At 71.5% G+C, this 24,930-nt stretch carries 25 protein-coding genes; 9 read left to right on the forward strand and 16 right to left on the reverse strand.

Annotated elements, in window-relative coordinates; all coding sequences use genetic code 11:
* Positions 1 to 14 precede the first annotated feature (14 nt).
* The 5 genes from ACIRSS_RS20060 to ACIRSS_RS20080 are packed head-to-tail and all read right to left on the reverse strand — an operon-like array spanning position 15 to position 6,085.
* On the reverse strand, positions 15 to 1,346 hold the full coding sequence (locus ACIRSS_RS20060) for an N-acetylmuramoyl-L-alanine amidase (protein WP_400896808.1): 1,332 nt from the start codon (positions 1,344 to 1,346) through the stop codon (positions 15 to 17).
* The gene (locus ACIRSS_RS20065; protein ID WP_400896810.1) at positions 1,343 to 2,194 is read right to left on the reverse strand and encodes a DUF4380 domain-containing protein; all 852 of its coding nucleotides are present in this window, start codon (positions 2,192 to 2,194) and stop codon (positions 1,343 to 1,345) included. Before ACIRSS_RS20065 ends, ACIRSS_RS20060 begins: the two co-directional genes overlap by 4 nt.
* Entirely contained in the window at positions 2,188 to 3,333 is a 1,146-nt protein-coding gene (gene dgoD / locus ACIRSS_RS20070) for a galactonate dehydratase (RefSeq protein WP_400896812.1), read from the reverse strand. The genes ACIRSS_RS20065 and dgoD overlap by 7 nt, the downstream gene beginning before the upstream one ends.
* A gap of 13 nt (positions 3,334 to 3,346) precedes the next feature.
* Complete coding sequence (locus ACIRSS_RS20075) at positions 3,347 to 4,030, reverse strand: SDR family NAD(P)-dependent oxidoreductase (RefSeq protein WP_400896814.1); 684 nt, start codon at positions 4,028 to 4,030, stop codon at positions 3,347 to 3,349.
* A gap of 15 nt (positions 4,031 to 4,045) precedes the next feature.
* The gene (locus tag ACIRSS_RS20080; RefSeq protein ID WP_400896816.1) at positions 4,046 to 6,085 is read right to left on the reverse strand and encodes a hypothetical protein; all 2,040 of its coding nucleotides are present in this window, start codon (positions 6,083 to 6,085) and stop codon (positions 4,046 to 4,048) included.
* 113 nt (positions 6,086 to 6,198) lie between these two features.
* On the opposite strand from ACIRSS_RS20080, the gene ACIRSS_RS20085 reads away from it, so the two are divergent.
* The 3 genes from ACIRSS_RS20085 (at position 6,199) to ACIRSS_RS20095 (ending at position 9,531) form a co-directional block, all read left to right on the forward strand.
* A complete protein-coding gene (locus ACIRSS_RS20085; RefSeq protein WP_400896818.1) occupies positions 6,199 to 6,816 on the forward strand; it encodes a bifunctional 4-hydroxy-2-oxoglutarate aldolase/2-dehydro-3-deoxy-phosphogluconate aldolase in 618 nt (205 codons plus the stop codon).
* Positions 6,809 to 7,813 carry a lactonase family protein gene (locus ACIRSS_RS20090; protein ID WP_400896820.1) on the forward strand — a complete coding sequence of 335 codons (1,005 nt, stop codon included), beginning with the start codon at positions 6,809 to 6,811 and terminating at the stop codon, positions 7,811 to 7,813. The genes ACIRSS_RS20085 and ACIRSS_RS20090 overlap by 8 nt, the downstream gene beginning before the upstream one ends.
* A gap of 521 nt (positions 7,814 to 8,334) precedes the next feature.
* Positions 8,335 to 9,531, forward strand: a complete 1,197-nt coding sequence (locus ACIRSS_RS20095; protein WP_400896822.1) for a glycosyltransferase — start codon at positions 8,335 to 8,337, stop codon at positions 9,529 to 9,531.
* Here ACIRSS_RS20095 and ACIRSS_RS20100 read toward each other — a convergent pair.
* From ACIRSS_RS20100 to ACIRSS_RS20115, 4 genes are read right to left on the reverse strand one after another with little or no spacing between them, the layout of a single operon-like run.
* Positions 9,514 to 11,508: an alpha-galactosidase gene (locus ACIRSS_RS20100; protein ID WP_400896824.1), complete on the reverse strand. Its 1,995-nt coding sequence runs from the start codon at positions 11,506 to 11,508 to the stop codon at positions 9,514 to 9,516. The genes ACIRSS_RS20095 and ACIRSS_RS20100 overlap by 18 nt on opposite strands.
* A 14-nt stretch (positions 11,509 to 11,522) precedes the next feature.
* Complete coding sequence (locus ACIRSS_RS20105; RefSeq protein WP_400896826.1) at positions 11,523 to 12,344, reverse strand: carbohydrate ABC transporter permease; 822 nt, start codon at positions 12,342 to 12,344, stop codon at positions 11,523 to 11,525.
* Positions 12,341 to 13,258, reverse strand: coding sequence for a carbohydrate ABC transporter permease (locus ACIRSS_RS20110; protein ID WP_400896828.1), 918 nt, complete (start codon positions 13,256 to 13,258; stop codon positions 12,341 to 12,343). Before ACIRSS_RS20110 ends, ACIRSS_RS20105 begins: the two co-directional genes overlap by 4 nt.
* A gap of 1 nt (position 13,259) precedes the next feature.
* On the reverse strand, positions 13,260 to 14,558 hold the full coding sequence (locus ACIRSS_RS20115) for an ABC transporter substrate-binding protein (RefSeq protein ID WP_400896830.1): 1,299 nt from the start codon (positions 14,556 to 14,558) through the stop codon (positions 13,260 to 13,262).
* Between the two features lie 157 nt (positions 14,559 to 14,715).
* Between ACIRSS_RS20115 and ACIRSS_RS20120 the strand changes: the two genes are divergently transcribed.
* The 3 genes from ACIRSS_RS20120 to ACIRSS_RS20130 are packed head-to-tail and all read left to right on the forward strand — an operon-like array spanning position 14,716 to position 16,857.
* A complete protein-coding gene (locus tag ACIRSS_RS20120) occupies positions 14,716 to 15,426 on the forward strand; it encodes a FadR/GntR family transcriptional regulator (protein ID WP_400896832.1) in 711 nt (236 codons plus the stop codon).
* Between the two features lie 58 nt (positions 15,427 to 15,484).
* Complete coding sequence (locus ACIRSS_RS20125) at positions 15,485 to 16,252, forward strand: inositol monophosphatase family protein (RefSeq protein ID WP_400896834.1); 768 nt, start codon at positions 15,485 to 15,487, stop codon at positions 16,250 to 16,252.
* Complete coding sequence (locus ACIRSS_RS20130) at positions 16,249 to 16,857, forward strand: NAD(P)-dependent oxidoreductase (protein WP_400896836.1); 609 nt, start codon at positions 16,249 to 16,251, stop codon at positions 16,855 to 16,857. The genes ACIRSS_RS20125 and ACIRSS_RS20130 overlap by 4 nt, the downstream gene beginning before the upstream one ends.
* 6 nt (positions 16,858 to 16,863) lie before the next feature.
* Here ACIRSS_RS20130 and ACIRSS_RS20135 read toward each other — a convergent pair whose 3' ends face one another.
* From ACIRSS_RS20135 to ACIRSS_RS20150, 4 genes are read right to left on the reverse strand one after another with little or no spacing between them, the layout of a single operon-like run.
* The gene (locus ACIRSS_RS20135) at positions 16,864 to 17,754 is read right to left on the reverse strand and encodes a LysR family transcriptional regulator (protein WP_400896838.1); all 891 of its coding nucleotides are present in this window, start codon (positions 17,752 to 17,754) and stop codon (positions 16,864 to 16,866) included.
* An 18-nt stretch (positions 17,755 to 17,772) separates the two neighbouring features.
* The gene (locus ACIRSS_RS20140) at positions 17,773 to 18,369 is read right to left on the reverse strand and encodes a TetR/AcrR family transcriptional regulator (protein ID WP_400896840.1); all 597 of its coding nucleotides are present in this window, start codon (positions 18,367 to 18,369) and stop codon (positions 17,773 to 17,775) included.
* Between the two features lie 34 nt (positions 18,370 to 18,403).
* On the reverse strand, positions 18,404 to 19,120 hold the full coding sequence (locus ACIRSS_RS20145) for a hypothetical protein (protein ID WP_400896842.1): 717 nt from the start codon (positions 19,118 to 19,120) through the stop codon (positions 18,404 to 18,406).
* A complete protein-coding gene (locus ACIRSS_RS20150; RefSeq protein ID WP_086675976.1) occupies positions 19,113 to 19,622 on the reverse strand; it encodes a SigE family RNA polymerase sigma factor in 510 nt (169 codons plus the stop codon). Before ACIRSS_RS20150 ends, ACIRSS_RS20145 begins: the two co-directional genes overlap by 8 nt.
* A 135-nt stretch (positions 19,623 to 19,757) precedes the next feature.
* On the opposite strand from ACIRSS_RS20150, the gene ACIRSS_RS20155 reads away from it, so the two are divergent.
* From ACIRSS_RS20155 to ACIRSS_RS20165, 3 genes are all read left to right on the forward strand, one after another.
* Entirely contained in the window at positions 19,758 to 20,780 is a 1,023-nt protein-coding gene (locus ACIRSS_RS20155; RefSeq protein WP_400896844.1) for a threonine aldolase family protein, read from the forward strand.
* A 16-nt stretch (positions 20,781 to 20,796) separates the two neighbouring features.
* A complete protein-coding gene (locus ACIRSS_RS20160; protein WP_400896846.1) occupies positions 20,797 to 21,375 on the forward strand; it encodes an HAD family hydrolase in 579 nt (192 codons plus the stop codon).
* 86 nt (positions 21,376 to 21,461) lie between these two features.
* Positions 21,462 to 22,280: an SAM-dependent methyltransferase gene (locus ACIRSS_RS20165; protein WP_400896848.1), complete on the forward strand. Its 819-nt coding sequence runs from the start codon at positions 21,462 to 21,464 to the stop codon at positions 22,278 to 22,280.
* On the opposite strand, the gene ACIRSS_RS20170 is transcribed toward ACIRSS_RS20165, so the two are convergent.
* From ACIRSS_RS20170 to ACIRSS_RS20180, 3 genes are all read right to left on the reverse strand, one after another.
* Positions 22,277 to 22,471 (reverse strand): hypothetical protein, encoded by a 195-nt coding sequence (locus ACIRSS_RS20170; RefSeq protein ID WP_400896850.1) that lies wholly within the window; start codon positions 22,469 to 22,471, stop codon positions 22,277 to 22,279. The two genes, ACIRSS_RS20165 and ACIRSS_RS20170, sit on opposite strands and share 4 nt — an antisense overlap.
* 101 nt (positions 22,472 to 22,572) lie before the next feature.
* A complete protein-coding gene (locus tag ACIRSS_RS20175; protein ID WP_400896852.1) occupies positions 22,573 to 23,745 on the reverse strand; it encodes a pyridoxal phosphate-dependent aminotransferase in 1,173 nt (390 codons plus the stop codon).
* A 9-nt stretch (positions 23,746 to 23,754) separates the two neighbouring features.
* A complete protein-coding gene (locus ACIRSS_RS20180; RefSeq protein ID WP_400897576.1) occupies positions 23,755 to 24,882 on the reverse strand; it encodes a transglycosylase SLT domain-containing protein in 1,128 nt (375 codons plus the stop codon).
* Between the last annotated feature and the right edge of the window lie 48 nt (positions 24,883 to 24,930).

Here is a 24,930-nt window from a genome sequence, read left to right on the forward strand (position 1 = left end):
GATACCTGCGCAGGTCAGCAGGGTTGCACGTCGGACGCCTTCACGTAGACCAGCCGGTGGTTGTAGGAGAGCTGGAGGTACTTCGTCGCGCCGGTGACCAGCGTGTGGTTGGCCGGCACGCCCGCCGGGTCGAAGCGCGCGTAGTAGTTCTCCGCCCGGAACTCGCCGGTCACGACGTAGCTCTGGCCCGCGGGCAGCGTCCACGGGATGGCGCCGACCGTCCAGATCGGGTCGAACGGGATCTCGGCCGGGTACTCGGACTGTTCGGGGAACGCGCGCCCGTACAGCGGCACCGAAGTGGCCGCCGTCACGCGCTCGGCGCGAGCCGGCACGGTCGCGCGGTGGCCGGGGTTCTCGAACCACGCCTTCTGCCCGCCGTACCAGATCGCCGTCCAGTCGCCTTGTTCGCCGGCGAGCGCGTACGACCGGCCCGCGACCGCCTTGTCGCTCCAGTCGTCGATCGCCGTCGTGCCCGCCGAGCCGTCCGGGTGCACGACGGGGTCGGTGATCAGCGGGGACGCGGCGTCCGGCGCGGTGTGCAGGTAGACGAAGTTCGCGCCGTGCGCCGGCAGCGTCGTGCAGGGAGTGCTCGCGCAGTCGGTCAGCTCCGGCTGGTTGGTCGCGAAGTCCGGGTGGATCGTGACGACCGGGCTGTCCGCGGGGCCGGTCGCCTTGGTCGGCGCGCCGAGCAGGTCCATGTAGTGGTTCCAGTCCCAGTACGGGCCCGGGTCCCAGTGCGCGGCGGCGAAGTTCGCCGTGCGCTCGCGGGAGATGTCCTCGTGGCCGAGGATGTGCTGCCGGTCCAGCGGGATGTGGTACTTCGCCGCCAGGTACTTCACCAGGTTCGCCGAGGCCTGGTACATCTGCTCGGTGTACCAGGTGCCGCCCTGCTTGGCGATGCCCTCGTGCTCGATGCCGATCGAGTGCTCGTTCAGCGTCCAGTTGCCGGCGTGCCAGGCGACGTCCTTCGTCGGCACCATCTGCGTCACCTGGCCGTCGGAGGAGCGGATCACGTAGTGCGCGCTCGACCCGCTCGACGGCTTCTGGAACGTGGCAATGGCCTGGTCGTACGGGCTGACCGTGCTGCTCGGCAGGCTTTCGGTGTCGTGGATGACGATGTACTCGATCCGCTGGCCGTCGGCCGGCCGGTTCGCCGGGTCGTAGTTCCCGTAGCCGTTCGGGTCGCCGTGGTCGGTGCTCGACCAGTCGTAGGCGGCCGGCACGAACCGGCAGTCGAGGTTCGCCGGGCATTCCGGCGCTTCCTGCGCGTGGGCGGTGACGGGGACGGCGGCGGTGACGGCCAGCGCGAACACCGCGGCGGTCAGGCTTCGGACGGTGAAGGTCACACACCATCTTCCCGGACCTCGGCACGGATCAACAACCGGGTCTCGGCACCGGGTTCGAGAGTCGTCAGTGGCCCGAGGACCTCCAGCTCGACGATCCGCGCGGGCGGGTCCAGGTCTCCGAGCGCCGCCAGGGGTTCGGGAAGCGGGTGCTCCAGCCAGATTTCCAGCGGCGAGCCCTCGTCGGGGTACTCGCCGGCCGGGTCGACGTCGAAGTTCAGCGTCAGCGGGCCGTACGTCACCCAGCCCGCCGTGCCCGGCACGCCCAGCTTGCCGACGACGTCCTGCGTCGGCACGACCAGCCGGTCATCGTCCACTGTGTACTCGGGGGTGCCGGTGCCCGCGACCAGTGCGACGACGTCCGGCCGCCGCAGCCCCGCCGTGATCGAGCCCCCGCCGGGGAACTGCGTGACGTTCCACAGGGCCCACCGCACCGGCCGTGCCGAGGTGTTCTCCGCGGTCAGCCGCAGTTCGTAGCCGTCGTCGAGGATCGTGATCGCGCGCGTGAAGCGCAGGCCGGTGCGCGGGTCCGGCGCGCTGGTCATGGTGACCGTGTCGCCGTCGACGACCGCGGTGTACGGCCCCGAGTCGAGGACCGGGTCGGGCGGCCCGGGCCACTGGTCCGGTCCGGCCCAGCCCTGCGGCGCGGGCCACGTCTTGTCGCCGCCGTAGTTGACCCAGTCGCCCATCCGCCCGGAGTTCGGCGCGTACTCGCCGCGAAGGTCGTCGTCGAGCAGTTCGGCGTTGCGCCACAACAGTTCTGCGCCGCGGTACCGCACCGACAGCAGCCGGCCGCCGAGCTCCGGCACGAGCCCGAGCCGCAGGTCGCCGCGGTCGAGCCAGGTCACCATTCGGCGAGGCCGCCGTCGTCGTGCCGCCAGACCGGCGACCGCCAAGTGTGCCCGACCTCGTCGGCGCGCCGGACGGCCTCTTCGTCGACCTCGATGCCGAGCCCGGGTCCGAGCGGACGGGCCGCGTAGCCGTCCCGGAACGCGAAGATCGACGGGTCCGCGAGGTACGCGTGCTCGCGGCCCTCGTGGTAGTGCATGCCGACGCTTTGTTCCTGGATCAGGAAGTTCGGCGTCGCGAACGCGACCTGCAGCGACGCGGCGAGCGAGATCGGGCCGAGCGGGCAGTGCGGGGCGAGCGAAGCGCCGTACACCTCGGCGAGCGCGCCGATCCGCCGCAGTTCGGAGATGCCACCGGCGTGCGACGGGTCCGGCTGGACGACCGCGACACCCGCGTCGAGCACCGGCTTGAACTCCCAGCGGGAGTAGAGCCGCTCGCCGAGCGCGATCGGCACGGTCGACGCCTCGACGATCGACCGCAGCGCGTCGCCTTGGGTTTCCGGCAGGATCGGCTCCTCGACGAACATCGGCTGGACGTCCTCCAGCAACCGGACCAGCCGCCGCGCCATCGCGGGCGAGACGCGGCCGTGGAAGTCGATCGCGAGGTCGCGGTGCGGGCCCAGGACCTCCCGCGCCTCCCACGCGCGCGCCACCGCGGCGTCGGCCTCCGCGGGCGACGCGATCGCCGCCAGCGGGCCGGCGACGTTCATCTTCACCGCCGTGAACCCGGCCTCGACCTGCGCGGACACGGCTTCGCGGATCCCGGCCGGGCGGTCGCCGCCGACCCAGCTGTAGACGCGGACGCGGTCGCGGACCGGGCCGCCGAGCAGCTCGTGCACCGGCGCGTCGCGGACCTTGCCGGCGATGTCCCACAGCGCGTGGTCGTAGCCGGCGAGCGCGCTGGAGAGCACCGGTCCGCCGCGGTAGAAGCCGCCGCGGCGCAGCACCTGCCAGTGGTCCTCGATGCGCAGCGGGTCCTGGCCGATCAGCAGCTCGGACAGCTCGTGCACGGCCGCGCGCACGGTCTCCGCGCGGCCTTCGACCACGGGCTCGCCCCAGCCGCAGACGCCCTCGTCCGTGCTGACCTTGAGGAACAGCCAGCGCGGCGCGACCAGAAACGTTTCAACCCCGGTGATCTTCACCCGTGTCCCCCATCTACGCGGAATCCTTGGCGGCGGACCAGCCGCCGTCGACGGTCAGCTCGGCCCCGGTGACGAACGAGGCCGCGTCCGAGAGCAGGAAGGCGATCACGTTCGCCACCTCCGCGGGGTCGCCGAGGCGCCCCGCCGGCGTCGCGCGGGCGCTGCGTTCGCGGTCTTCCGGCGAGATGCGGTTCCAGGCTTCGGTGCGCACCGGTCCCGGCAGGACGGAGTTGACCCGCACGTCCGGGGCGTATTCGACGGCCAGCTGCCGGGCCAGCGCGACCAGCGCGCCCTTGCTGGCGGCGTACGCCGGGTGACCCGGAAGGCCGAAGTGCGCGTGCACCGAGGAGACCAGCACGACCGCGCCGCCCTTTTTCCGGAGCGACGGCAGGCACGCCTTCAGGGCGAGGTAGGTGCCGGTCAGGTTGACGTCGAGCTGGCGCTGCCACTCGGCGCGGTCGATCTCGTGCAGCGGGCCGGTACTGGGCACGTAGGCGTTGCTGACCAGGGCGTCCACCTCACCGATGCCCGCCCAAGTGGTCTCTTCGCTGACGCTGCCCCGGATCGGGACGACGCCGTCGGGGAGTTCGGCGATGTCCACGCCCAGCACGCGGTAGCCGTCGTCGAGCAGCTTCCGGGCCGTCGCCAGCCCGATCCCGGACGCCGCTCCGGTCACCACCGCCGTGCGCGTGGACATCGCCTTCTCCCGTTCCTAGAACTTAGCTACGTGGACATGGTCGTCCGGCCCGCGAGCGGCGAACCACAGCGACGCGCCGTCGGACGCGGCGCCGAGGGTTCCCACGATGCTCCCGCTCGGGTACTCCGGCCGTTTGAACCAGCCCGCCCAGGTGCCCGACCAGTCGTTGGCCCACAGCGTGTAGTCGCTCGCGGACGCGGTGAGCGCGACCTTCGCCCCGACCGCGACGAGTGTCGGGCTGCTGCTGACGGTGCCGCCGATGGACGTCCAGTCCGACCACGCGTCGCCGGTCTTCGTGCGGCCCCAGACGCTGTCGTCGGCGGTGCGGACCGCGACGACCGTGCCGCTGGTGGACGTCGCCGCGCCGGGCCGGCCGTAGATCGGCTTGCCGCCGGGTGCGCCGAGACCGGACCACTGACCGGCGCTGGTCCGCTGCCAGACCTGGCCGTCGCCACCCCGGACGAAGACCGTTCCGTCGGTGGTCACGGACGGCGAGTCGGTGAGTGTGCCGCCGAGCCTCTTCCAGTCGCCCCACTGCCTCGAGTAAGTGCGCTGGTAGAGGGCATTGTCGAGGCCGCGGACGTAGACGTCGATCTTGCCCTCGGAGGCGACCGCGGCGGGCTGGCCGAGGAACTTGCCGCCGACCTGACGGGACCCGTCGAGACCGTTCTGCTGGAGGTTCCCGGCGGGGTCGCGGAAGAACGTCACGGTCTTGCCGCCGGTGCGGACGACCGCCGGGCTGGCGGACGCGGGGCCGCCGACGTCGTCGCCGGGGACGAGGTCGGTGCCGTGCAGGCGGAGGAACGCGGTGCCGTGCGCGGGCACGGTGACCGTGTACTCGCCGACGGCGCTGCCGCGGTCGGCCCGCGCGCGGAGGTCGCGAATGGACACCCGGCCGGTGAGTCCGGCGTCGGCGAACTTCACCGTCATCTGCGTCGGCGCTTCCCCGCGGTTGAGCAGCACGACAGCCCGGTCGCCCCGCTGGGAGAGGACCTTGCTGTAGGTGTCGGTGCTGCCGTTCGTCGCGACGCGGACGCCCTGGGTGCCGAGGCGGTCCTGGTTGACGCCCACGATCTCCGGGTTCTTCAGCGTGTCGAGCATCGACGCGGGGAGCGTGCGCGGGTCGGAGCCGAGGATGAGCGGGGAGGCCATCTCTGCCCACATGACGAACTGGGTGGTCGACTCCTCCTCGTTCAGCTCGTAGGTGCCCTGCTCGGTCTTGCGCATCGGGATGAGGTAGTCGGGGTCGTTGTAGTGCCCCGGCCCGTTGGCCTCGGGGTGCGCGGCGTTGGCGTCCATGTTGCGCAGGACGTCGGTCCAGATGCCCTCGTACGGCGTGCCGAACGCGATGTCGGTGCTGGTGCGCCAGGAGTCGGCGACGAGCGGGCCGTAGGTGTAGGCGATGCCGGCGACCTGGTCCGGCCCGTGCGGGACGCCCCACTCGTCGGTGACCGGGTTGCAGATGTTGAGCACCATCGGGCGGCCCGCCTTGGCGAGGGCCTGGCTGAACTGCGTGAACGCCTCGGCGGGCTTGAGGTTCTGGGCGATGCCGCAGAGGAAGTCGACCTTGACGGCGTCGAACTTCCAGCTCGCGAACCGCTTGGTGTCCTGCTCGTAGTGGCCGCCGGAGCCGGCCGCGCAGTTCTTGCCGTCGGAGGCGCCCGCGTCGGTGTAGATGCCGGCCTTGAGCCCCTTGCCGTGCAGATAGGTGACCAAAGTGGACAGTCCACTCGGGAACTTCGCGCTGTCCTCGTGGAGGTTTCCCTGTGCGTCGCGCGGATCGGGCGCGGTCCAGCCGCCGTCGATCCAGACGTAGCGGTAGCCGGCGTCGCGCAGGCCGCTGGAGACGAGGAAGTCCGCGACGGACTTGACCGACGCCTCGCTCGGGGCGCCGAGGCCGTAGTAGGTGTTCCAGCCCATGTAGGGGGTCTTCGCGACCCCGCTGTCGTAGTAGTCGGGAGCGCCTTGGTCCACGGCCGGTGCCGCCTGGGCGGGGGCCGCGGTGACCGCGGCCGCCAGCGCGGCGACCACCGCCAGAGTTCTCTTGAGGAGCATGTGCCGGACGCCTTTCTCCGGTGAACTGCGAGCCGGGGAGCAGCATGCCGGGGAGCGTCGGCACCCGTCAAGAATAAATCCTAAATTAAGATTTCACGAGGTATGCTCGGCCGATGAGCTACCGGTGGGAGATCACAGCGAACGTCCTGCGCCAAGGCGTCATCGGCATCGTGCGCACCCACGACGCCGAGTCGGCGGTCTCCGCCGCCCGCGCCGCCCTCGAAGCCGGGCTGCGGTCGGTCGAACTGCCGCTCACCAACCCCGGCGCGCTCGACGCCATCTCCGGCCTGGCCGCCGCCTACCCGGACGCGACCATCGGCGCCGGCACGGTGCTCGACGAGGCCTCCGCCGTGCTCGCCCTCCGCGCCGGCGCGCGGTTCCTCGTGTCGCCGTCAGTGGACGCCGCCGTCATCCGCACCGCTCACCGGTACGGAGCTGCCGCCCTGCCCGGGGCCGGCTCCGTCACCGAAATCGTGCGCGCGCTCGAGGAAGGTGCCGACGCCGTCAAGGTTTTCCCCGCCTCCGCGCTCAGCCCGTCCTGGGTCAAGGACGTCCGGGCCGCGCTCCCGCAGGCGCCGCTCGTGCCCACCGGCGGCATCGGGCCCGCGGACGTGCCAGGCTGGCTGGCAGCGGGCGCGGTGGCGTGCGGGGTCGGCTCGGCGCTGACCCGCGGCACCACCGCGGACATCTCCGCCCGGGTCGAGAAGCTGTTGAGGAGCGCGCATGGCTGAGCTGGTCTTCGTCGGGTGCTACACCGGGGAAGCGGGGAACGGCACGGGGATCACGACGTTCTCCCGCTCCGCGACCGGCTCGTTGACGGAAGTGGCGTCGCTGGCGCTGGAGTCGCCGTCGTGGCTGACCCGGCACCCGTCGTTGCCGGTGCTGTACGCGGTGAACGAGACCGCCACCGGCGAGGTCACGGCGCTCTCCATCGACGGCTCGGGCAAGTTGTCGGTGCTGGGCACGGCCGAGACGGGCGGCGCGCACCCGTGCCACCTCGCGGTGACGCCGGACGGGCGGTTCCTGCTGTGCGCCAACTACACCGGCGGCAGCCTGGCCGTTTTCTCGCTGTCACCGTCGGGCGCCATCGAGGCTCGGACGGCGTTGGTCCAGCACGAAGGCAGCGGCCCCCGCACCGACCGCCAGGAAGCGGCGCACGTCCACATGGCCGTCCCTTCGGCCGACGGGACCGTGGTGAGCGCCGTCGACCTCGGCACGGACGAGATCCGCAGCTACACACTGTCTTCCGACGGTTCTGTCGAACTGCTGGCCGTCTCGGCGCTCCCGCCGGGTACGGGCCCGCGCCAGCTGGTCCGCCGCCCGGGCACGGACCTCGCGTACGTGGTCGGCGAGCTGGCCGGAACCGTCGTGACGGTCCGGGAGACTTCGCCGGGCGCGTTCGAGGTGGTCGCTTCCACGCCGTCGACACTGTCTTCGGTGACGCCGAACCTGGTGGCGCACCTGGAGCTGACCGGCACGCGCATGTACGTGTCGAACCGCGGCCCGGACTGCGTGACGGAGTTCGCCCTGGACGAGGCGGCCGCGGTGGCCGACCAGCCGTGTGGGGCGAACCCGCGCCACTTCGCGCTGGTGGACGGAACCTGTTACGTCGCGGCGCAGTCGGAGGACGCGATCACGGCGTTCACGTTGACGGCGTCCGGAGGGGCGGAGCTGAAGCACTACCCGACGGGCTCGCCGACCTTCGTGCTGCCGGTGTCACTGCCCTGAGCCGCACTCGGCGGGAAGCAGGAAGTCGATCGCCGGGTGGGAGCTTGCCCCGCAGGGTGCCGAACGCGACCGTGTCGACGCCGTCGGCCTTGCGGTGAGCGCGGCCCGGCGGGCGTGGACGTGGACCGCGCAGCAGATGGGAACCGCGGCCACCCGCCGGTAGCCGGCGGCCGGGCGAGCTCCATGGCGCTGGTGAGCAGGTCTGCGGCGATCACCCGGATCATCGGGTGCCCGTGTTCGAGGATGTCCAGCACGGCGGCCGCCGCGGGGTAGACCGTGCCGCTGTGGTCGTGGAGAAGTCCGGTGTTGTGGAGCACCGAGGTGGCCGCGGCCAGCTCACGCAACGCGGGTCCGACGCCGTCCGGCTCGTACCAGCCCGCCGGGCCGGGAACTGCGTGCCAGTCCACTGCGGACACCCGGCCTCCCTCGTACTCAACGTATAGCGCACCCCCGGGCTTGCGGCAAGACCCCCTGCGTCCCGCAGAATCGGCGCACTGATCAACGACCTGGGGGTTTGCGCGATGCGTGTTCTGCTGTCCACCTACGGCTCCCGCGGCGACGTCGAGCCGCTGGCGGCGTTCGCGGTGCGGCTGCGGGAGCTGGGCGCCGAGGTGAAGGTGTGCGCTCCGCCGGACGAGGACTTCGTGCGGCGGCTGGCCGCCGTCGATGTGCCGCTCGTGCCGATCGGGCCGTCGGCGCGCGAGCTGACGAAGGCCGCGCCGGCCCCGAAAGGCCTGCCCGCGCGGGCCGCGGAGCTGATCGCGGCCCAGTTCGACGTCATGCCGGCGGCCGCCGCGGACTGCGACGTGCTGGTGGCCACCGGGATGATGCCGACCGCGGCCGGGGCGCGATCGGTGGCCGAGCTGGTCGGGATCCCCTCGCACTACGTGGCGATGCAGAAGCTGTCGCTGCCGTCGCCGCACCACGCGCCGCTCGCCTACCCGGGCCGGCCGCACCCGCCGGGCGTCACCGGCAACCGGGCGCTCTGGGAGCTCGACCGCGAAAGCATGAACGTGCTGTTCGGGCCGGGCCTGAACGCGAGCCGGGCCGCGCACGGCCTGCCCGCGGTCGACGACGTCCGCGAGCTGGTCGTCGGCAAGCGGCCGTGGCTGGCGACCGACCCGGTCCTGGACCCGTGGGAACCGAGCGACGGCCTCGACGTCGTCCAGACCGGCGCGTGGATCGTGCCGGACGAGCGGCCGCTGCCGGACGACCTGGCGGCGTTCCTGGCCGACGGCGAACCGCCGGTCTACGTCGGGTTCGGGAGCATGCCGATGCACGCGGCGGCGGACGTCGCCGAGGTGGCCGTGGCGGCGGTGCGGGCGCACGGCCGCCGTCTGGTGCTCAAGCGCGGCTGGGCGGACCTGACCGTCGGCGGCGACGACGTCTTCCTCGTCGACGAGGTCAACCACCAGGCGCTGTTCCCGCGGACGGCGGCGGTCGTGCACCACGGCGGCGCCGGGACCACGACGACGGCCGCGCGCTCCGGCGTCCCGCAGGTGGTCGTCCCGCAGGCCACCGACCAGCCGTACTGGGCGGCCCGGGTCGCGGCACTGGGCGCCGGCGTGGCCCACGACGGTCCGGCGCCGACGGTCGAATCCCTGACGGCGGCCCTCGATGCGGCCCTGGCCGTGAAGGCTCGCGCCGCCGAAGTGGCGGCGCTCGTCAGCACCGACGGCACCGTGGCGGCCGCGAAGCTGTTACTCGATCCGGCGTAGGACGACGACGTCCGCGTCGTGGGTCGCGGTCCAGTCGAAGGGGAGACCCGCGTACTTCAGGTGAGCGCCTGAATACCGGGTCCCCTGTTCGTCCACATAGGACGAGTTTGGGCACACGTCCAGACGCACGCGCGACGAGCGTCCCGGCACGAGCGGCGCGCCCGTCAGCTCCCCGGTGTTCCACGCCAGCACCACCACGGTGTCGCCGTCTTCCGAGGTGTACTGGGTCGCGTCCGCCAACACCCGGGCGACGCCGTGGTGGACGACGTCCCGGATCGACTTGTACACGGCCACCAGCGAAGCCGCCTCCGCGTGCTGCTCGGGCGTCCACTTCGAAAGGTCCGCGCCGATGCCCAGCACCCCGGCCATCGCCGTGACGAACCGGAACCGCAGCGAGCGCGGCCGCGGGTCGAAGACGCCCGGGGAGTCCGTCACCCACGAACTCATCAGGTGCGGCGCGTGCATCAGCAGGAACCCGTCCTGAATGGCCAACCGGTCCAGCGGGCCCGTGTTGTCGCTGGGCCAGACGACGTCGGTGCGCGCGACCGTCGCCAGGTCGGTCCGGCCGCCGCCACCCGCGCACGCCTCGATCGTGACGTGCGGGTGGGCGGCGCGCAGGTGGTCCAGCACCGACAGGTACCCGGCGACGTGCTCGGCGTCCAGGTCCGCGTCCGGCGAACCCGGGCGACCGCGTTCGGTGGGCGGCCGGTTCATGTCCCACTTGAGGTACGAGATCGGGTACGCGGTCAGCAGAAAGTCCAAAGTGGATTTTACGAACGAGACGACCTCGGGGAGGCCCAGGTCCAGCAGGAGCTGGTTGCGGATCAGCGTCGACGGGCGGCCGTCGATCCGGTACACCCAGTCCGGGTGCTCGGCGTACAGCCGCGACTTCGGGCTGACGGCTTCCGGCTCGACCCACAGGCCGAACTCCAGTCCCAGTTCCCGCACCGCGTCGACGAATTCGCCGAATCTCGGATCCGCCGGCGCCCAGTCGCCGAGGCCGCCGGTGTCGTCGTCGCGCCCGGTGAACCAGCCGTCATCGACCACGAACAGCTCGACACCGAGGTCGGCGGCGCGCTTCGCCAGCTCCAGCTGGTGCTCGCTCCGGACGTCGAAGCCGGTCGCTTCCCACGAGTTGTAGAGCACCGGACGCGGGCGCCGCCACCGCGGCCCCGCCAGCACGCGGTCGTATTCGTGCCACACCGAAGCCAGTCCGGCGAGTCCCTCCACACTGGACGCCAGGGCGACCGCCGGAGCAACCAGCGAAGCACCCGGTTCCAGCAGCACCAGACCCGGCGACGGCAGCCGCCCGGCCCGCACGCGCGTCAGCCCGGAAGGCTCGACGTCCGCCTCGATCGACCACGAACCCGGCCATTCCAGCGAAACGCCCCAAGCGGGCCCACCGGCGGAGTCCTGCACCGCCAGCCACGGGACATGCGCGTGCCCCGGGACGCCGAACCGGCTCTCCATCCGGAACCCGCCCGCGGGCAGGTCCACCGTGCGCCGCGTGAACTCCTGCGACCACTGGCCGGTCAGGTACGTCAGCCGGGCGCCGGAAACCGTCGGCACGCACACGCCCGCCGAGCCCAGCCGGTCGAACTCCAGCGTCGCCGAGCCCGTGTTCTCGAACTCGACCCACCGCGTCAGGACGTCCGTCTCGGGCACCGGCCGGTAGCACACCACCGCGCACAGCCCCGCGACTTCGTCCACAAAGGTCACTCGCAGGTCATCGCCCGACGACGCGGAGTCGAACCGCCACCACGAACCACCGCGCACCGAGACGTCCGCGCCGGAGAACGGGCGCAGGCCCAGCGGGGCGTACTCGACCGGGGCCGCGTCGGCGTCGGTGATGAAGTGCACCGCACCCGCGTTCGCGAACACCGACGGCCCGTCTTCGATCCCGTGTGGACCCCAGGCCACCAGCTCGAGCCAGCGCTCGGTGGGGTCCAGGGCCACGGTGTACGAAGTGGACTTCATGGACACGGTCCACGTCACTTGATCGCCCCGATCGCCAAGCCCGAGATGAAGTGCTTCTGGAACCGCAGGAACACGGCCACGGTCGGCACGGCCGCGATGACCGACCCCGCCGCGATCACGTTCCAGTTGGACACGTACTGCCCCTGCAGTCCGAGCAGCGCCGGCGTCACCGGCATCACGGTCCCGGTGCGCAGCACGGTGATCGACCACAGCAGGTCGTTGAACGTCCAGGTGAACGCCAGCGCGCCGAGCGCCGCCAGCGCCGGGCGGGTCATCGGCAGGATGATCCGCCAGAAGATCTGCGCGACGCCGGCGCCGTCGATCAGCGCCGCCTGCTGGATCTCGCCCGGGATCGACCGCATGAACCCCTGCAGCACGAACGTGTAGAAGCCGAGCCCGAACCCGACCTGCACGACGATCAGCGCGGTCAGCGTGTCGTAGATGCCCAGCAGCTCGGCCAGCTTCGCGACCGGCACGAGCAGGATCTGCGGCGGCAGCAGGTTCCCGGCCAGCATCACCAGGATGATCGTGCGGCGGAACGGGAGCTCGTACCGGCTCAGCGCGAACGCCGCCGCCGAGCTGAGCAGCAGCGCGAGCAGGACGGTCGGGATCGTCACGAGCAGGCTGTTCAGCATCGCGTGCCCGCCGCCGCCCTCGCCCCACGCCTGCCCGAAGCCGTCCAGGCTGAACGACGCGGGCAGCGCGCCGAGGCCGTTCGACGCGATGTCCGAAAAGGACCGGACGCTCGTCGTCAGCACCAGCAGGATCGGCAGCAGCCACAGCACGGACAGCCCGCCGGCGAGCAGGTGGAACCCGAAGGTCCGCGTACTCCTCACGAGTCCTCCCGGAACGCACGCACGAGGTAGGTCACGATCACGCCGAACGCCAGCACGAAGATCACCACGGCCAGTGCGGACGCGTAGCCGAGCCGCAGCGACTGGAACGCCGTCGCGTACATGTACGTGCTGAGCAGCTCGGACGAGTGGTACGGCCCGCCCTTCGTCATCGACCACACGACGTCGAACGACCGCAGCGAGTCGATGATGATCACCGAGAGGACAACGGAGTTGACGCTGCGCAGCTGCGGCCACGTCACGTTGCGGAACTGCTGCCACGCCGTGGCACCGTCCAGTTTGGCCGCTTCATACAGCGCCGGGTCGATCCCCTTGAGCCCGGCCAGGTACAGCACCATCACGTAGCCGAGCTGGCGCCACAGCGCGGGGACGAGCACCGCGTACAGCGCCGTCTTCGGGTCGGCCAGCCAGGCGTGCTGCCAGCTGCCCAGCCCGATCGCGCCGAGCACCTCGTTGAAGACGCCGTCCGGCTGGTAGATCACCTGCCAGATCAGCGACGTCGCGACCAGCGAGAACACCACCGGCGTGAACAGCGCGGCCCGGTAGAACCCGACGCCTTTTCGTTCGCGTTGCAGCAACGTCGCCAGCGCGAGCCCGCCGGCGGCCGAGAGGCCGCCGAAGAGCACGAGCCAGATCACCGTGTCGAGCGCGGCGGTCTTGAAGATGTCGTCGGAGAACATCTCGGCGAAGTTCCCCAAGCCGACGAACGCGGGAGCGGAGACGCCGTCCCAGTTCGTCAGCGCCAGGTAGAAGCCCTGCAGCGCCGGCCAGAACACCCAGAACCCCTCGACGACGAGGGGCACCAGGACGAACGCCAGCAGCACCGGCGAGATCCGGCGACGGTGCTTGCGGGCCCGCGCCGCGGTCTTCGGCCGGTCGGCGGTCAGCACCGCCATGTCAGGACTGCCAGACCTTCTGCGCGGCGGTCTGCCAGTCGCTCAGGATCGAGTCGAGCTCGTTCGGCTTCTGGATGAACCGGATCAACGCGGCGTCGGCGGTCGGCTGCAGCGCGTCGGAGGAGTCGCGGTTGAAGAACTGCGTGATCTCCTTGGCGTCGGCGAGCATCTTGCGTCCCTTTTGGACCAGCGGCGTGCCGTTGTCCTTGGCCTTCGGGTTGGTCGGCAGGACCGTGCCGGAGGAGTTCTTGATGTAGAGCTCCTGCGCCTCGGCCGTCGCGACGTACTTGAACCACTCCTTGACCTCGGCGACGTGCGGAGTGCGCGCACTCGCGAAGAAGCCGTCTGTCGGGCCCTCCTCGGCCACCGGGACGGCCGGGTCGAGGATCGGGAACTGGAAGAAGTCGAGGTCGTCCAGCGCGTCCTTCGGGGCGGCGTCGGCGAAGAACGTGCCGGTCAGGACCATGCCGGTGCGGCCCTGCAGCAACACGGTGGTCGCGTCCTGGAACGCGATCGCGGTGCCGTTCGGGTCGAAGTACGGCAGGGCCTGGCGCCACGGGTCGAAGATCTTCTTGACGCGCGGGTCGTCGAAGCGCTGCTTGCCGGCCAGCAGCTCGCGGTGGAAGGGCGCGCCGTTGATCCGGATGTTCAGGTAGTCGAACCAGGCCGACGCGGTCCACGGCGTGTTGCCGCCCGCGCCGAGCCCGATCGGCGCGATCCCCTTGCCCTTCAACGTTTCGCAGAGCGCGAGGAACTCGGTCCAGTTGGTCGGCGGCTGGACGCCCCACTTCGCGAAGTTGGACTTCCGGTAGAAGAAGCCCCACCAGTAGTAGGACGTCGGGATGAAGACCTGGTGGCCGGCGCCGTCGCCGGAGAGCGCGCGGAACGCGGAGCTGTAGTCGCCCATGGTCTGCCAGACGTCGCCGACGTCGAGGAGCAGGCCCTTGCGCGCGTAACCGGACAGCAGCGAACCCGGGTACCACGTGTAGGTGTCCGGCGGGGTGGCCGCGGTCAGGTAGCTGGGCAGCTGGGTGCGGAAGGTCTCCGACGCGACGGTGTTGACGGTCGCCGTCGCGCCGCCCTTCGCGCCGAACGCCTGGGCCAGCGCTTCGATCGCCTTCTTCGCCTCGGGCGAGGACAGGTTCGACTGGACGGTGACCGCGCCGGCGGCCTGCTTGACCGGGCCGGAGTTCGCGGAGGTGGCGCACGCGGCGAGGAAGCTGGACGACCCGATCGCGCCCAGGCCGGCCAGGCTGGCGTTGCGCAGGAAACGACGGCGGGACAGGCCTGCACTCGTCATGTCGTGACCCCTTTGTCTTGGTGCCCGCTCGGGCTTGACTGCTGCCAAAGAGTGCAACCGGGCGCCGCCGGTGTCAAGATGTATTCATAATTTATGACGACTTCGGTCGCAGCGTAGGATGGCCCGACCACGAACCACCAGTCGAGAGGGCCCTCCATTGACCGAACACCGGCCACGCGGGCTGCACGGCCAGACCGTGGAGGCACTGGCCAGCCGGATCCTCTCCGACGAGTGGGGCGAGGGCACCGTCCTGGACCTGCCGGCGCTGCGCGAAGAGCTCGACATCAGCCTGACCGCGCTGCGCGAGGCGCTGAAGGTGCTGGCCGCGAAGGGGATGATCGACGCGCGGCAGAAGCGCGGCACGTTCGTCCAGCCGCGCGAGAAGTGGAACATGCTCGACGCCGACGTCATGCGCTGGCAGACCGCGGCCGCCGACGACCCCGGCCTGCTCGACGAGCTGACCGAGGTCCGCACGGTCGTCGAGCCCGCCGCGGCGCGGATCGCCGCCGAACGCGCGTCGGAGGAAGACCTCGAGTCGTTGCGGGAGGCGCTGGCCGACATGGCCGCGGCGGGTGACGACGCCGAGGCGAGCGTCCAAGCCGACCTGGCCTTCCACCGGCGGCTGATGACGGCCACCCACAACAACTTCCTGATGCGGATGGAACGGGTCATCGCGATCGGGCTGGCCGAGCGCGACAAGCTCGTGCACGGGGCGTCGGCGGCGGAGGACCCGGTGCCGAGCCACCGCAAGGTGTTCGACGCGATCGTCGCGGGCGACCCGACGGCGGCCGAGCAGGCGATGCTCGCGCTCGTCACGAAGTCCCGCGACGACCTGGCGAAGGCTCAGCGCAAACCTGCACGAGGGTAACTCGTCGAGTACCAAAGTTGCATTTGAATCAGGCCACCGGTCGTGCCGTAATGGGTTCATGACCGATGTTCTGAACACGATGGTGCAAGCGGCTTCGGAAGCCGCACAGGCTTTGCTGGCTTTGTACGACCCGGCGAGCCGTCCGCCGGACCGGGAGGCGATGTACGCGCTCGGCACGAAGCTCGAGGCGACCTCGACTTCGGTGGTGCGGTCGGCCCTCGACGGCGTCGACGGCGTGGGCTGGTGGGACGAGGACGAGAGCGGCCGGGAGGTGCCGCCGGGGCGGTGGTGGGTGGTCGACGGCGCCGAGGGCGCGGTCAACCACGTGCACGGCCTGCCGGAGTGGGGCGTGACGATCACGCTGGTCACGGACGGGCAGCCGGAGCTGGCGGTCATCCACCAGCCGATCGGCGACCTGACGTACACGGCTTCGCGGGGCCAGGGCGCGTACCTCAACGGTTCGCCGTTGCACGTGTCGGCCAAGACGGACTTGTCGGCCGCCGCGGTGACGGCGAGCCAGGCGGGCAGCTCCCCGGAGGTCTACGAGCGGTTCGCGGGCGCTTTCGCGGCGATGGCGTCGAAGGCGTTGCTGGTGCGCAACACGATTCCGACGGTGTTCCCGTTGCTGGGGCTGGCCGCCGGGCAGTACGACGTCTTCTGGCAGTACCAGCCGGATCTTCCAGGCGCCGCTTCCGGTTCGCTGCTGGCTCTCGAGGCGGGCGCGGTCGTTTCGGACCTGTCGGGTGGGGCCTGGGACGTCAACTCGGCCGACATCCTCGTCGCGGCACCGGGTTTGCACGCCGCGGCGCTGGAGGTGCTCGCGTGAGCCGGGTGGCGGTGCTCGGCGCGTCGGGCGCGGTGGGCAGTGAACTGGTGAAGCAGGCGCTGACGCGCGGGCACGAGGTGGTGGCCATCAGCCGTCGCGCGTCGGCTTCCGGCGAGCGGCTGACGTCGGTCGCGGCCGACGTCTTCGACGCCGCCGGGATCGCGGAAGCGTTGCGGGGCAACGAGATCGTGCTCGACGCCTTGGGTCTGAGAAAGGGTGATCCGCCGGGGGTGCTGACGGCGGGGGCTCGTGCGGTGGTGGCCGCGGGGCCGTCGCGGGCAGTGTCGGTGGGGGCGTTCGGGACCGGTCCGTCGGCTTCGGCGGCAGGCTGGCTGACCCGGACGTTGCTGGAGCGGTTCATGAAGGAGGAGCTGCCGGACAAGGTCACGGCGGACGCGGCGATCCTCGGCGTGGGCGGAACGGTGGTGCACGTGGGGCCGATGAAAACCGGCCCGGTGAGCCCGACGCGGCGCGCGGTGGGGCTCGCGGAGGTGCCGCGGAAGCTGTTCCCGGCCTCGGTCACCCACGCGACCGTGGCGGCGGCGATGCTCGACGCGGCCGAGAACGGCCCGCGCGGGGAGGTCCTGGTGGCCCTGCCCAAGTGAGCAATGTCAGTCGCCAGTCGCGTCGAAGACCTCCGCGAGCGCTGTGCGGCAGTGGCCGCGCAACCACTCGTGCGCCGGGTCGGAGTCGTAGCGGCTGTGCCAGCTCACCACCACCGGTGCCCCCGTCAACTCGATCGGGGGCTCCGTCGCGGTCAACCCCGCGTCCGCCCGCGCCAACGCCGTCGCCCGGACCGCCAGCACCCCGACGACGTCGCTGTGCGCGATCGCCTGCAGCGCCAGCGCCGCCGTCGGGAGCGCCGCCACCACCCGGCGGCGCAACCCCAGCTCGGCCAGCGCCTTGTCCACGCCGTCCCGCAACCGCCCGCGCCGCGACACGATCACGTGCTCGGCCGCCGCGAACTCCTCGACGTCCAGCCGCACACCGGCGCGCGAAACCACCGCCAGCCGGTCCTCGCCGACGACCTCGTGGCTGATCTCCGGCGACACCGGCACCGCCGCGCCGACCTCCAGGTCGACGTGCCCGCGGGCCAGGTCCGGCGTGTCCACCGGGGCCTCCGCCAGCAGCCGCAGCCCCATCCCGGGTGCCTCGGCCGAAGCCGTGCGCAGCAACGCCGGGAACAGCGCCGCCAGCAGGGCGTCGTGGCCCTGGATGGTGAACGTGCGCCGCAGCGTGGCCGGGTCCACCGTGCGGGCGGGCGCGAGCACCCGGTTCGCGCGGGCCACCAGCGTCCGGACCTCGTCGCGCATCGCCAGCGCGCGCGGGGTCGGGGTCATCGTGCGGCCGGTGCGCACCAGGATGTCGTCGCCGGTCGTCGCCCGGATCCGGGCCAGCGTGCGGCTCATCGCCGGGGGCGTCAGGTGCAGCCGGTCGGCCGCCGCCTGCACGGAGTTCTCCTCCAGCAACGCGTCCAACGCCGTCAGCAGGTTCAAGTCCACCTGCACGACAGTAACGAATCAGGTGCCGTCGAGTGCGTTCTGAAGCATGCGTGACGCCGCCGCGCGCGGGGCCGGGTCGATCGCGATCAGGGCGTTGACGACCGCGCCGTCGACCAGGGCGACCAGCCGTTCGAGCTCATCGGCGGAAACCGGCGTGCCGGAGCGGGCGAAGATCTCCGTCAGCAGCTCGTTGAGCTGCGCCGACAGCGTCCGCATCAACGGCCGCAGGTACGGACGGCGGCCGGTCGCGACCAGCCGCTCGTACCGCAGCAGCACCGCCTCCGCGTCCGCCTCCGGGTCGTCGGTCTCCGGGCCCAGCAGCATCTCCAGCACCAGGTCGACGGTCGCCTGGACGCCGCGGTTGCGCGTCGCCAGCTCCTCCAGCCGGCGGCGGCCCGTCTCGAGCTCCCCGTACGCGTGGTGCTCGACGGCCGCCGTGACCAGGTCTTCCAACGAGTCGAAGTAGTACGTCGTCGAGGCGAGCGGCAGCCCCGCGCGCTCGGCGACCGCCCGGTGCCGGACGGCGTCGAACCCGCCCTCGACGAGCAGTTTCGCGGCGGCCTCGACGAGCGCGGCGCGCCGTCGTTCCCCCTTCGGGGTGGTCGCAGCGGTCATGACCGGTCATTCTGCCAACCGGGCGGACCCGGGCTCAGAAGCGGGGCGCGAGAGCGTGCGCGAACGCGTCCACCTGCCCCGCGTACGGCGCCGTCCCGCCCGAGGACGGCACGCTGACCAGCACCAGCTTCCCCCCGGACGCGGTCGCCACCTCGGCCTGGACCGCGCCGGCGGGCTGGGACTTGAAGACGACGGGGATGCCCTTCGGGTACACCGCGGCGGACACCTCGCCGCCCGCGACCGGGAACCCCGCGGAGCGCGACACCGTCGAACAGGCGCCGCCCGGCACGGCCGGGGTACCGGCGACGTGGCCGGGGAGCTCGCCAGCGAGGGCTGTGGCGAGCTCCCCGTCCACCTGTTCGCACCCGGAGGCGCCTTCGGCCAGCTGGCCGGTCTTCCCGCCCTGGTCACCTCCCTGCCGAGGTGGTTCGGACGAGAAGTTCGGTGACTCCCCACCGATCTCAGGACGTGCCGGGCTGAGGCCGGGTTGCCCCGAGCCCGGCGCGGACTGCGACGACACGGCGCCGTCGCCCGCGGCCGTCATCGACTCGGGGGTACCCCCGGACAGCAGTCCGTATGCGCCGAAGCCGACGACCACCAGCGCCGCGGCGCTCACCCCGGCGGTGATCCGGTTGCGGCGCCGCACGGTCTGGCGGTGGGACTCGCGGACGACGTCGTCCTGGCTGAACGCCGGTTCGGGGGCGTCCGGCGGCGCGGCGGAGAACAACGAGCGCAGCTCCTGCTCATCCATTGGTCTCCACCTCCCGTTCCAGGACCTGCCTGAGGTTCGCCAGCCCGCGCGCGGTCTGGCTCTTCACGTTGCCTTCGCTGCAGCCCAGCGCCTTCGCCGCGCCGGTCACGTCGAGTCCTTCGAAGAACCGCATGACCAGCACCGCCCGCTGCTTGGGCGGCACTTCCTTCAACGCCGCGAGCAGGTCTTCCCTGGTCGCGACGAGCTCGTCGAGGCCCGGCGTGTCGTCGGCCGGCTCGGGCAGCGTCTCGGTCTGCCACTCACGCCGCCACGGGCGCCGCGATTCGTCGATCGACGCCCGGACGAGCGTCTTGCGGACGTACGCGTCGGTCGCCGCGGGATCCCTGATCTTCTTCCACCTCCGGTGCAGCGCGACGAACGCCGTCTGCGCGAGGTCGTCCGCCCGGTGCCAGTCGCCGCAGAGCATGTACGCGGTCCGGCGCACGGCGTCCCGCCTGGCGGCGAAGTACTCCGCGAACTCCTCCTCGTCGCGCTGGTCCACGCGCAGTCGTGCTCCGCTCTGTTGTCGTCGGTGGGTAGGACGGAATCAGGGGCGTCCACGGTTGCACGGACCGAGCAGGTCCCACCACTCCGGGGCTCATTGATCCCCGTCGGGTGGATGTGATGTGATCACTCTGTGACCTTCACGCTGCCGCCGCTGGACTTCCGCTCCGACACCGTCACCCGTCCGGATGACACGATGCGCGCGGCGATGGCGTCCGCGGAGGTCGGGGACAACGTCCTCGAACGCGACCCGACGGTCCAGGCGCTGGAGGAACGCGCCGCGCACGTCCTGGGCATGCCGGCCGCGCTCTGGGTGCCGAGCGGGACCATGGCCAACCTCGTCGCGCTGAGCCTCCACCTGCAGCGCGGCGACCGGTTCCTCGCCACGCGCGGCGCCCACGTGCTCTCCAACGAACTCGGCTCGGCGGCGTGGCTGGCCGGTGGGATGCCGGACATCCTCGAGCACGACGGCGGCCCGGGCCGCCCATCGCCCGACGCCCTCGCGGCCGCGATCGGACAACCCGGGCCGTACTTCACATTGCGGACGTCGCTGCTCTGCCTCGAGAACACGCACAACGCGGCCGGCGGCGCGGTGACCCCGCCCGACGAGCACGCCCAGCTGCTGTCCGTCGCGAAGGAAGCCGGCTTGACCGTGCACCTCGACGGCGCCCGGCTCTGGCAGGCCGCGGTCGCGCTGGAGGTACCGCCCGCCGCGCTGACCGTCGGCGTCGACACCGTGTCGGCCTGCTTCAGCAAGGGCCTCGGCGCGCCGGTCGGCTCGGTCGTCGCGGGCAGCGTCGCGTTCGTCGAGCGGGCGCGCCGGATGCGGCAGATGCTCGGCGGCGGCGTCCGGCAGGGCGGCGTCCTGGCCGCGGCGTGCCTGGTCGCGCTGGACCGGATCCCCGAGCTGGCCGAGTCGCACGAGAACGCGCGGCGCCTGGCCGAGGGCCTGCGCGAGCACGGCTGGCCGACGAACGAGCCGGACACCAACATCGTCCTCGCCGACGTCCCGGACATCCCGACCGCGCTCGCCTGGCTCGACTCGCTCGGCGTCCGCGCGGTGCCCATGGCGGGCCGGGTCCGGTTCGTGACGCACCGGGACCTGAGCGCGGCCGACGTCGAAGAAGCCTTGCGCCGGATCAAGACCGGCGCGTGAACTCCCTGGGGGAATCGTGAACTGGATCGTGTTCGACTACGGCGACGTGCTGAGCAAGCCGAGCCTGGCCCGCCCGGCCATGGCCGAGGCGATGGGCGTGCCGCTGCCGGAGTTCGAAAAGGCGTACTGGGACTACCGGATCCCGTACGACGCGGGCAGCACGCCGCTCGAGTACTGGCAGGCGGTCGGCAAGGCGGTGGGCGTGTCCGTCGACGAAGAGCTGTCGGACGAGCTGACCCGCGTCGACGTCGAGGGCTGGGGCCACCTGGAACCGTCGTCGCAGGCGCTGCTCGAAGCGCTTTCCGAGGCGGGCGCGTCGCTGGCGCTGCTGTCGAACGCCCCGGTGGTGTTCGGCGAGTGGGTCCGCGCGCAGGACTGGGCCCGCCACTTCCGCGTCACGCTCTTCTCGGGCGACGTCCGCTGCGTGAAGCCGGACGCGAAGATCTTCCGCCTCCTGCTCGACGAGCTGGGCGCGGAGCCGGCCGACTGCCTGTTCTTCGACGACCGTCCGTCCAATGTGGACGGAGCGCGGGCGGTGGGCCTGAAGGCCGAGGTGTGGAACGGCGCCGACGCGGCCCGGGCCTGGCTGGACTGACCTCACCCGCACCGCACGTCCGCCTACCGGTGGTGATCGTTCGTGGCCTAGGCTGCACGCGACCCCGACTTCCCCGGTAGGCCGCTATGACGAGCGAACGACCGTCGGCCCGCGTCGACTTCGACCGGCCGAGCATCGCCCGCGTCTTCGACGCGCTGATGGGCGGCAAGGACAACTACGAAGCCGATCGGGCGGTGCTGCGGGAGATCCTGGCGATCGCGCCGGAATCCCCGGCGATGGCGCAGGAAGTGCGGCAGTGGCTCGTGCGCGCCGTGCGGTACCTGACCGAACGGCTCGGCGTCGACCAGTTCCTCGACCTCGGCTCCGGCTTCCCGACGGTGGAGAACACCCACCAGGTGGCGCAGAAGTACAACCCGGAGGCGCACGTCGTCTACGTCGACAACGACCCGGTCGTGCAGGCGCACGGCCGGGCCTTGCTCGTCGACAACGACTTCACGCACATCTCGGGCAACGACCTGCTGCACCCCGCCGAGACGCTCGCCGACCCGACGGTCAAGCAGTTCCTCGACTTCGACCGCCCGGTCGGGCTGGTGCTGTGCGCGGTCATCCACCACATCGCGGATCTGGAGCAGGCGCGGCAGGTGGTCAAGTCCTACGTCGGCGCGATGGCGCCGGGGTCGTACCTGGTCCTGCTGCACCAGCACAACCCGGACGACGGCTCCGAAGCCGCCGGCGTGGCGGAACAACTGCAAAATCACTTCAGCGGCACCGGGCTCGACACGCGCTACCGCACGCGGGCCGAGATCGCGTCGTTCTTCGACGGCCTCGACCTGCTCGAGCCCGGGTTGACCGCGCCGCACCTCTGGTGGCCGGACGGGCCGCGCCTGGCCCCGCTGACGCCGGTCAACTGGACGTCACTGGGCGGCGTGGCGCGGATCCCCTAGTAGCGGTTGATCCGCCGCGGGTCCTTGCGTCCGCCGCCGGTGATCGCGCGGTAGCCCGCCGCGCCGAGGAACGCGATGCCGCCGATGATGGCGATCCACAGGACGGCCTTGAACACGAAGCCGATCACGGCGCCCAGCACCATGAACGCCACCCAGGCGACGATCAGGCCGCCGACGATCTTCCAGAACATGGCTTCCTCCGATTGCTCCCGTGGCCCCTCCGGCCCGATGCCTCCACTGTGGCACCTCGGCCGGAGAAACTCCCCTCAGCGAGCCAACGTTCAGGGATGAATCAGGGTTCCCCCTGGCGCAGCCACCCCCCGAGCCGCCGGACGCCCTCGTCGATGTCCTCGGCACTGCCGGCGAAGGAGAACCGGACGTACTTGCCGCCGTCGACCGGGTCGAAGTCGACGCCGGGCGTGATGGCGAGGCCCGTGTCGGCGAGCAGCCGCTGGCACCAGCTCAGGCTGTCCTCGGTGTACGCGCTGACGTCGGCGTACGCGTAGAAGGCGCCGTCGGCGGGAGCGAGCTTGTCGAGGCCGATGCCCCGCAGGCCCGCGAAGAGCCGGTCGCGGTTGGCGCGGTAGTGCTCGACGTGCGCGTCGGCCTCGGCGTACGCCTCCGGCGTGAAGGCAGCGAGGGCGGCGTATTGCGACACCGCGGGCGGGCAGATGGTGAAGTTCCCGGTCAGGACGTCGACGGCGCGGTGCAGCCGCTGCGGCACGAGCATCCAGCCGAGCCGCCAGCCGGTCATCGCGAAGTACTTCGAGAAGCTGCCGAGCACGAGCGGCTCGCGCCCGTACTGCCACGCGCAGTCGAGCTCGGCACCGTAGGAGATGCCGTGGTAGATCTCGTCGCTGATCAGCTGGACGCCGTGCGACGAGCACCAGCCGGTGATGGCGGCCAGCTCGCCGGGCGGCAGGACGGTGCCGGTGGGGTTGCTCGGACTGGCGACGATCAGCCCGTCGATCGGGCCGAGCTCGTCAAGCAATGCGACGGTCGGCTGGAAGTTCGTCTCGGCGGTGGTCGCGAACTCGACGACCTCGCAGCCGAGGACCGACAGCAGGTTGCGGTAGGCGGGGTAGCCGGGACGGGCCATCGCGACCTTGGCACCGGGGTCGAAGGCGCTGAGGAAGGCGAGCAGGAAGCCCCCGGACGACCCGGTCGTCATGACGACGTCCTGCGCGGCGACGTCCAGCCGGTACTTCCGCTGGTAGTGCCCGGCGACGGCCTCACGCAGCTCCGGGATGCCGAGCTGTTCGGTGTAGCCGAGGGTGCTGTCTTGCAGAGCTTTCTGCGCGGCTTCGAGCACGGGCGCGGGTGCGGGAGCGGAGGGCTGCCCGGCGGCGAGCGACACGAGATCGCCGTGACTGCGCTGCCGGGCCCCCGCCGCGGAGAGGACGTCCATGACGTGGAAGGGCGGCACGCCGGCCCGCAGCGCGGGCCCCGCCTGGAGGTCGGCCATGGGGCCAGGCTAGTAGCCCCGGTAGGCACCCCCGTGGGCCATGGCCTTGATGCCGGGCACGTTGTCGAGGCCGCCGTAGCGGTCGAAGGAGTACCGGACGCCCGCGATGATGTTGTCGACCGGGTTGTAGATGTTGTCGTGGCCGGGCAGCTTGTGGGCGTTGAACGTCGAGTCGATGCACTGCATGAGCCCCTTGGACGGGTGCCCGGCAGCAGCATTTGAATCCCAGTTGTTGATGGCGTTGGGATTCCCGCCCGACTCGTGCTGGATGATCGCCCAGATGTTGGGGATGTCGGCGTCGGTCACCGGCACGCCGGCGGCCTGCAGCGCCTTGATCGCTTCCTGGATCCACTGCTGGACGTTCCCCGGCGGCGGGGACGACGGCGGGCCGCCGCTCGGGCCGAGGCCGCCGCCTCCGCCACCTCCACCGCCGCCGCCTCCTCCGCCGCCACCGCCGCCGTGGTGGGAGGAGCCGTTGCTGTGGATGCCGCCGGTGCTCTGCGGGACCGTGCCGTCGCTGGCGGGCAACGGGACCTTCGAGTAGCCGCCCTCGATCTGGGTCTTCATCAGCGCCTGGGACTTCTTCACCAGATCGTCCGCGGTGGCGAGGAGCGGATCGATCTTCCCGGCCGCGGTGGTGGCGTCGTTCTGGTTCGCTTTGTTGGCGTTGTCGATGATTTCCTTCGACGACGGGCTCGGGGCGGGCTTGTTCTCGTCCCGGGCGTGTTCCGCCTCGGCGTTCATCGCCGCCTGGGCTTTCGGGGTTTCCGAGTTGATGCGGTTCTGGATCGCCGTCTTCGCGGTTTCGTAGGCGTCGTTGACCTTGCCCTTGATGTCGCTCAGTTGCGTCGAGAGCGCGCTGAGGTCGTTCCCGACGTCGGTGAGGTGCGTCTGCACCTTGTCGCCCGCGGTGGTGATCTGCTTGACGTAGCCGACGAACGCGTCCGCGGCCGGGCCCTTCCAGACACCGGCGGACAGCGAGTCCGTGGCCGACTTGAGCGCCGCGCCGTGGTCACCGGCCTGCGTGGCGGCGGTCTTGAACTGCTGGGCCGCCTTGTCGATCGACTCCGGCTTGATGCCTTCGACCTGCTTCTTCTTGGCCTCGATGTCCGGCCAGTCCGGCGGAAAGTCGATCAGTCCACCCACGTTGCCGCCCCCTTGTCATCCCGGCCCGCCGGGGCCGTC

Source organism: Amycolatopsis sp. NPDC101161 (assembly GCF_044768185.1).
Taxonomy (GTDB): domain Bacteria; phylum Actinomycetota; class Actinomycetes; order Mycobacteriales; family Pseudonocardiaceae; genus Amycolatopsis.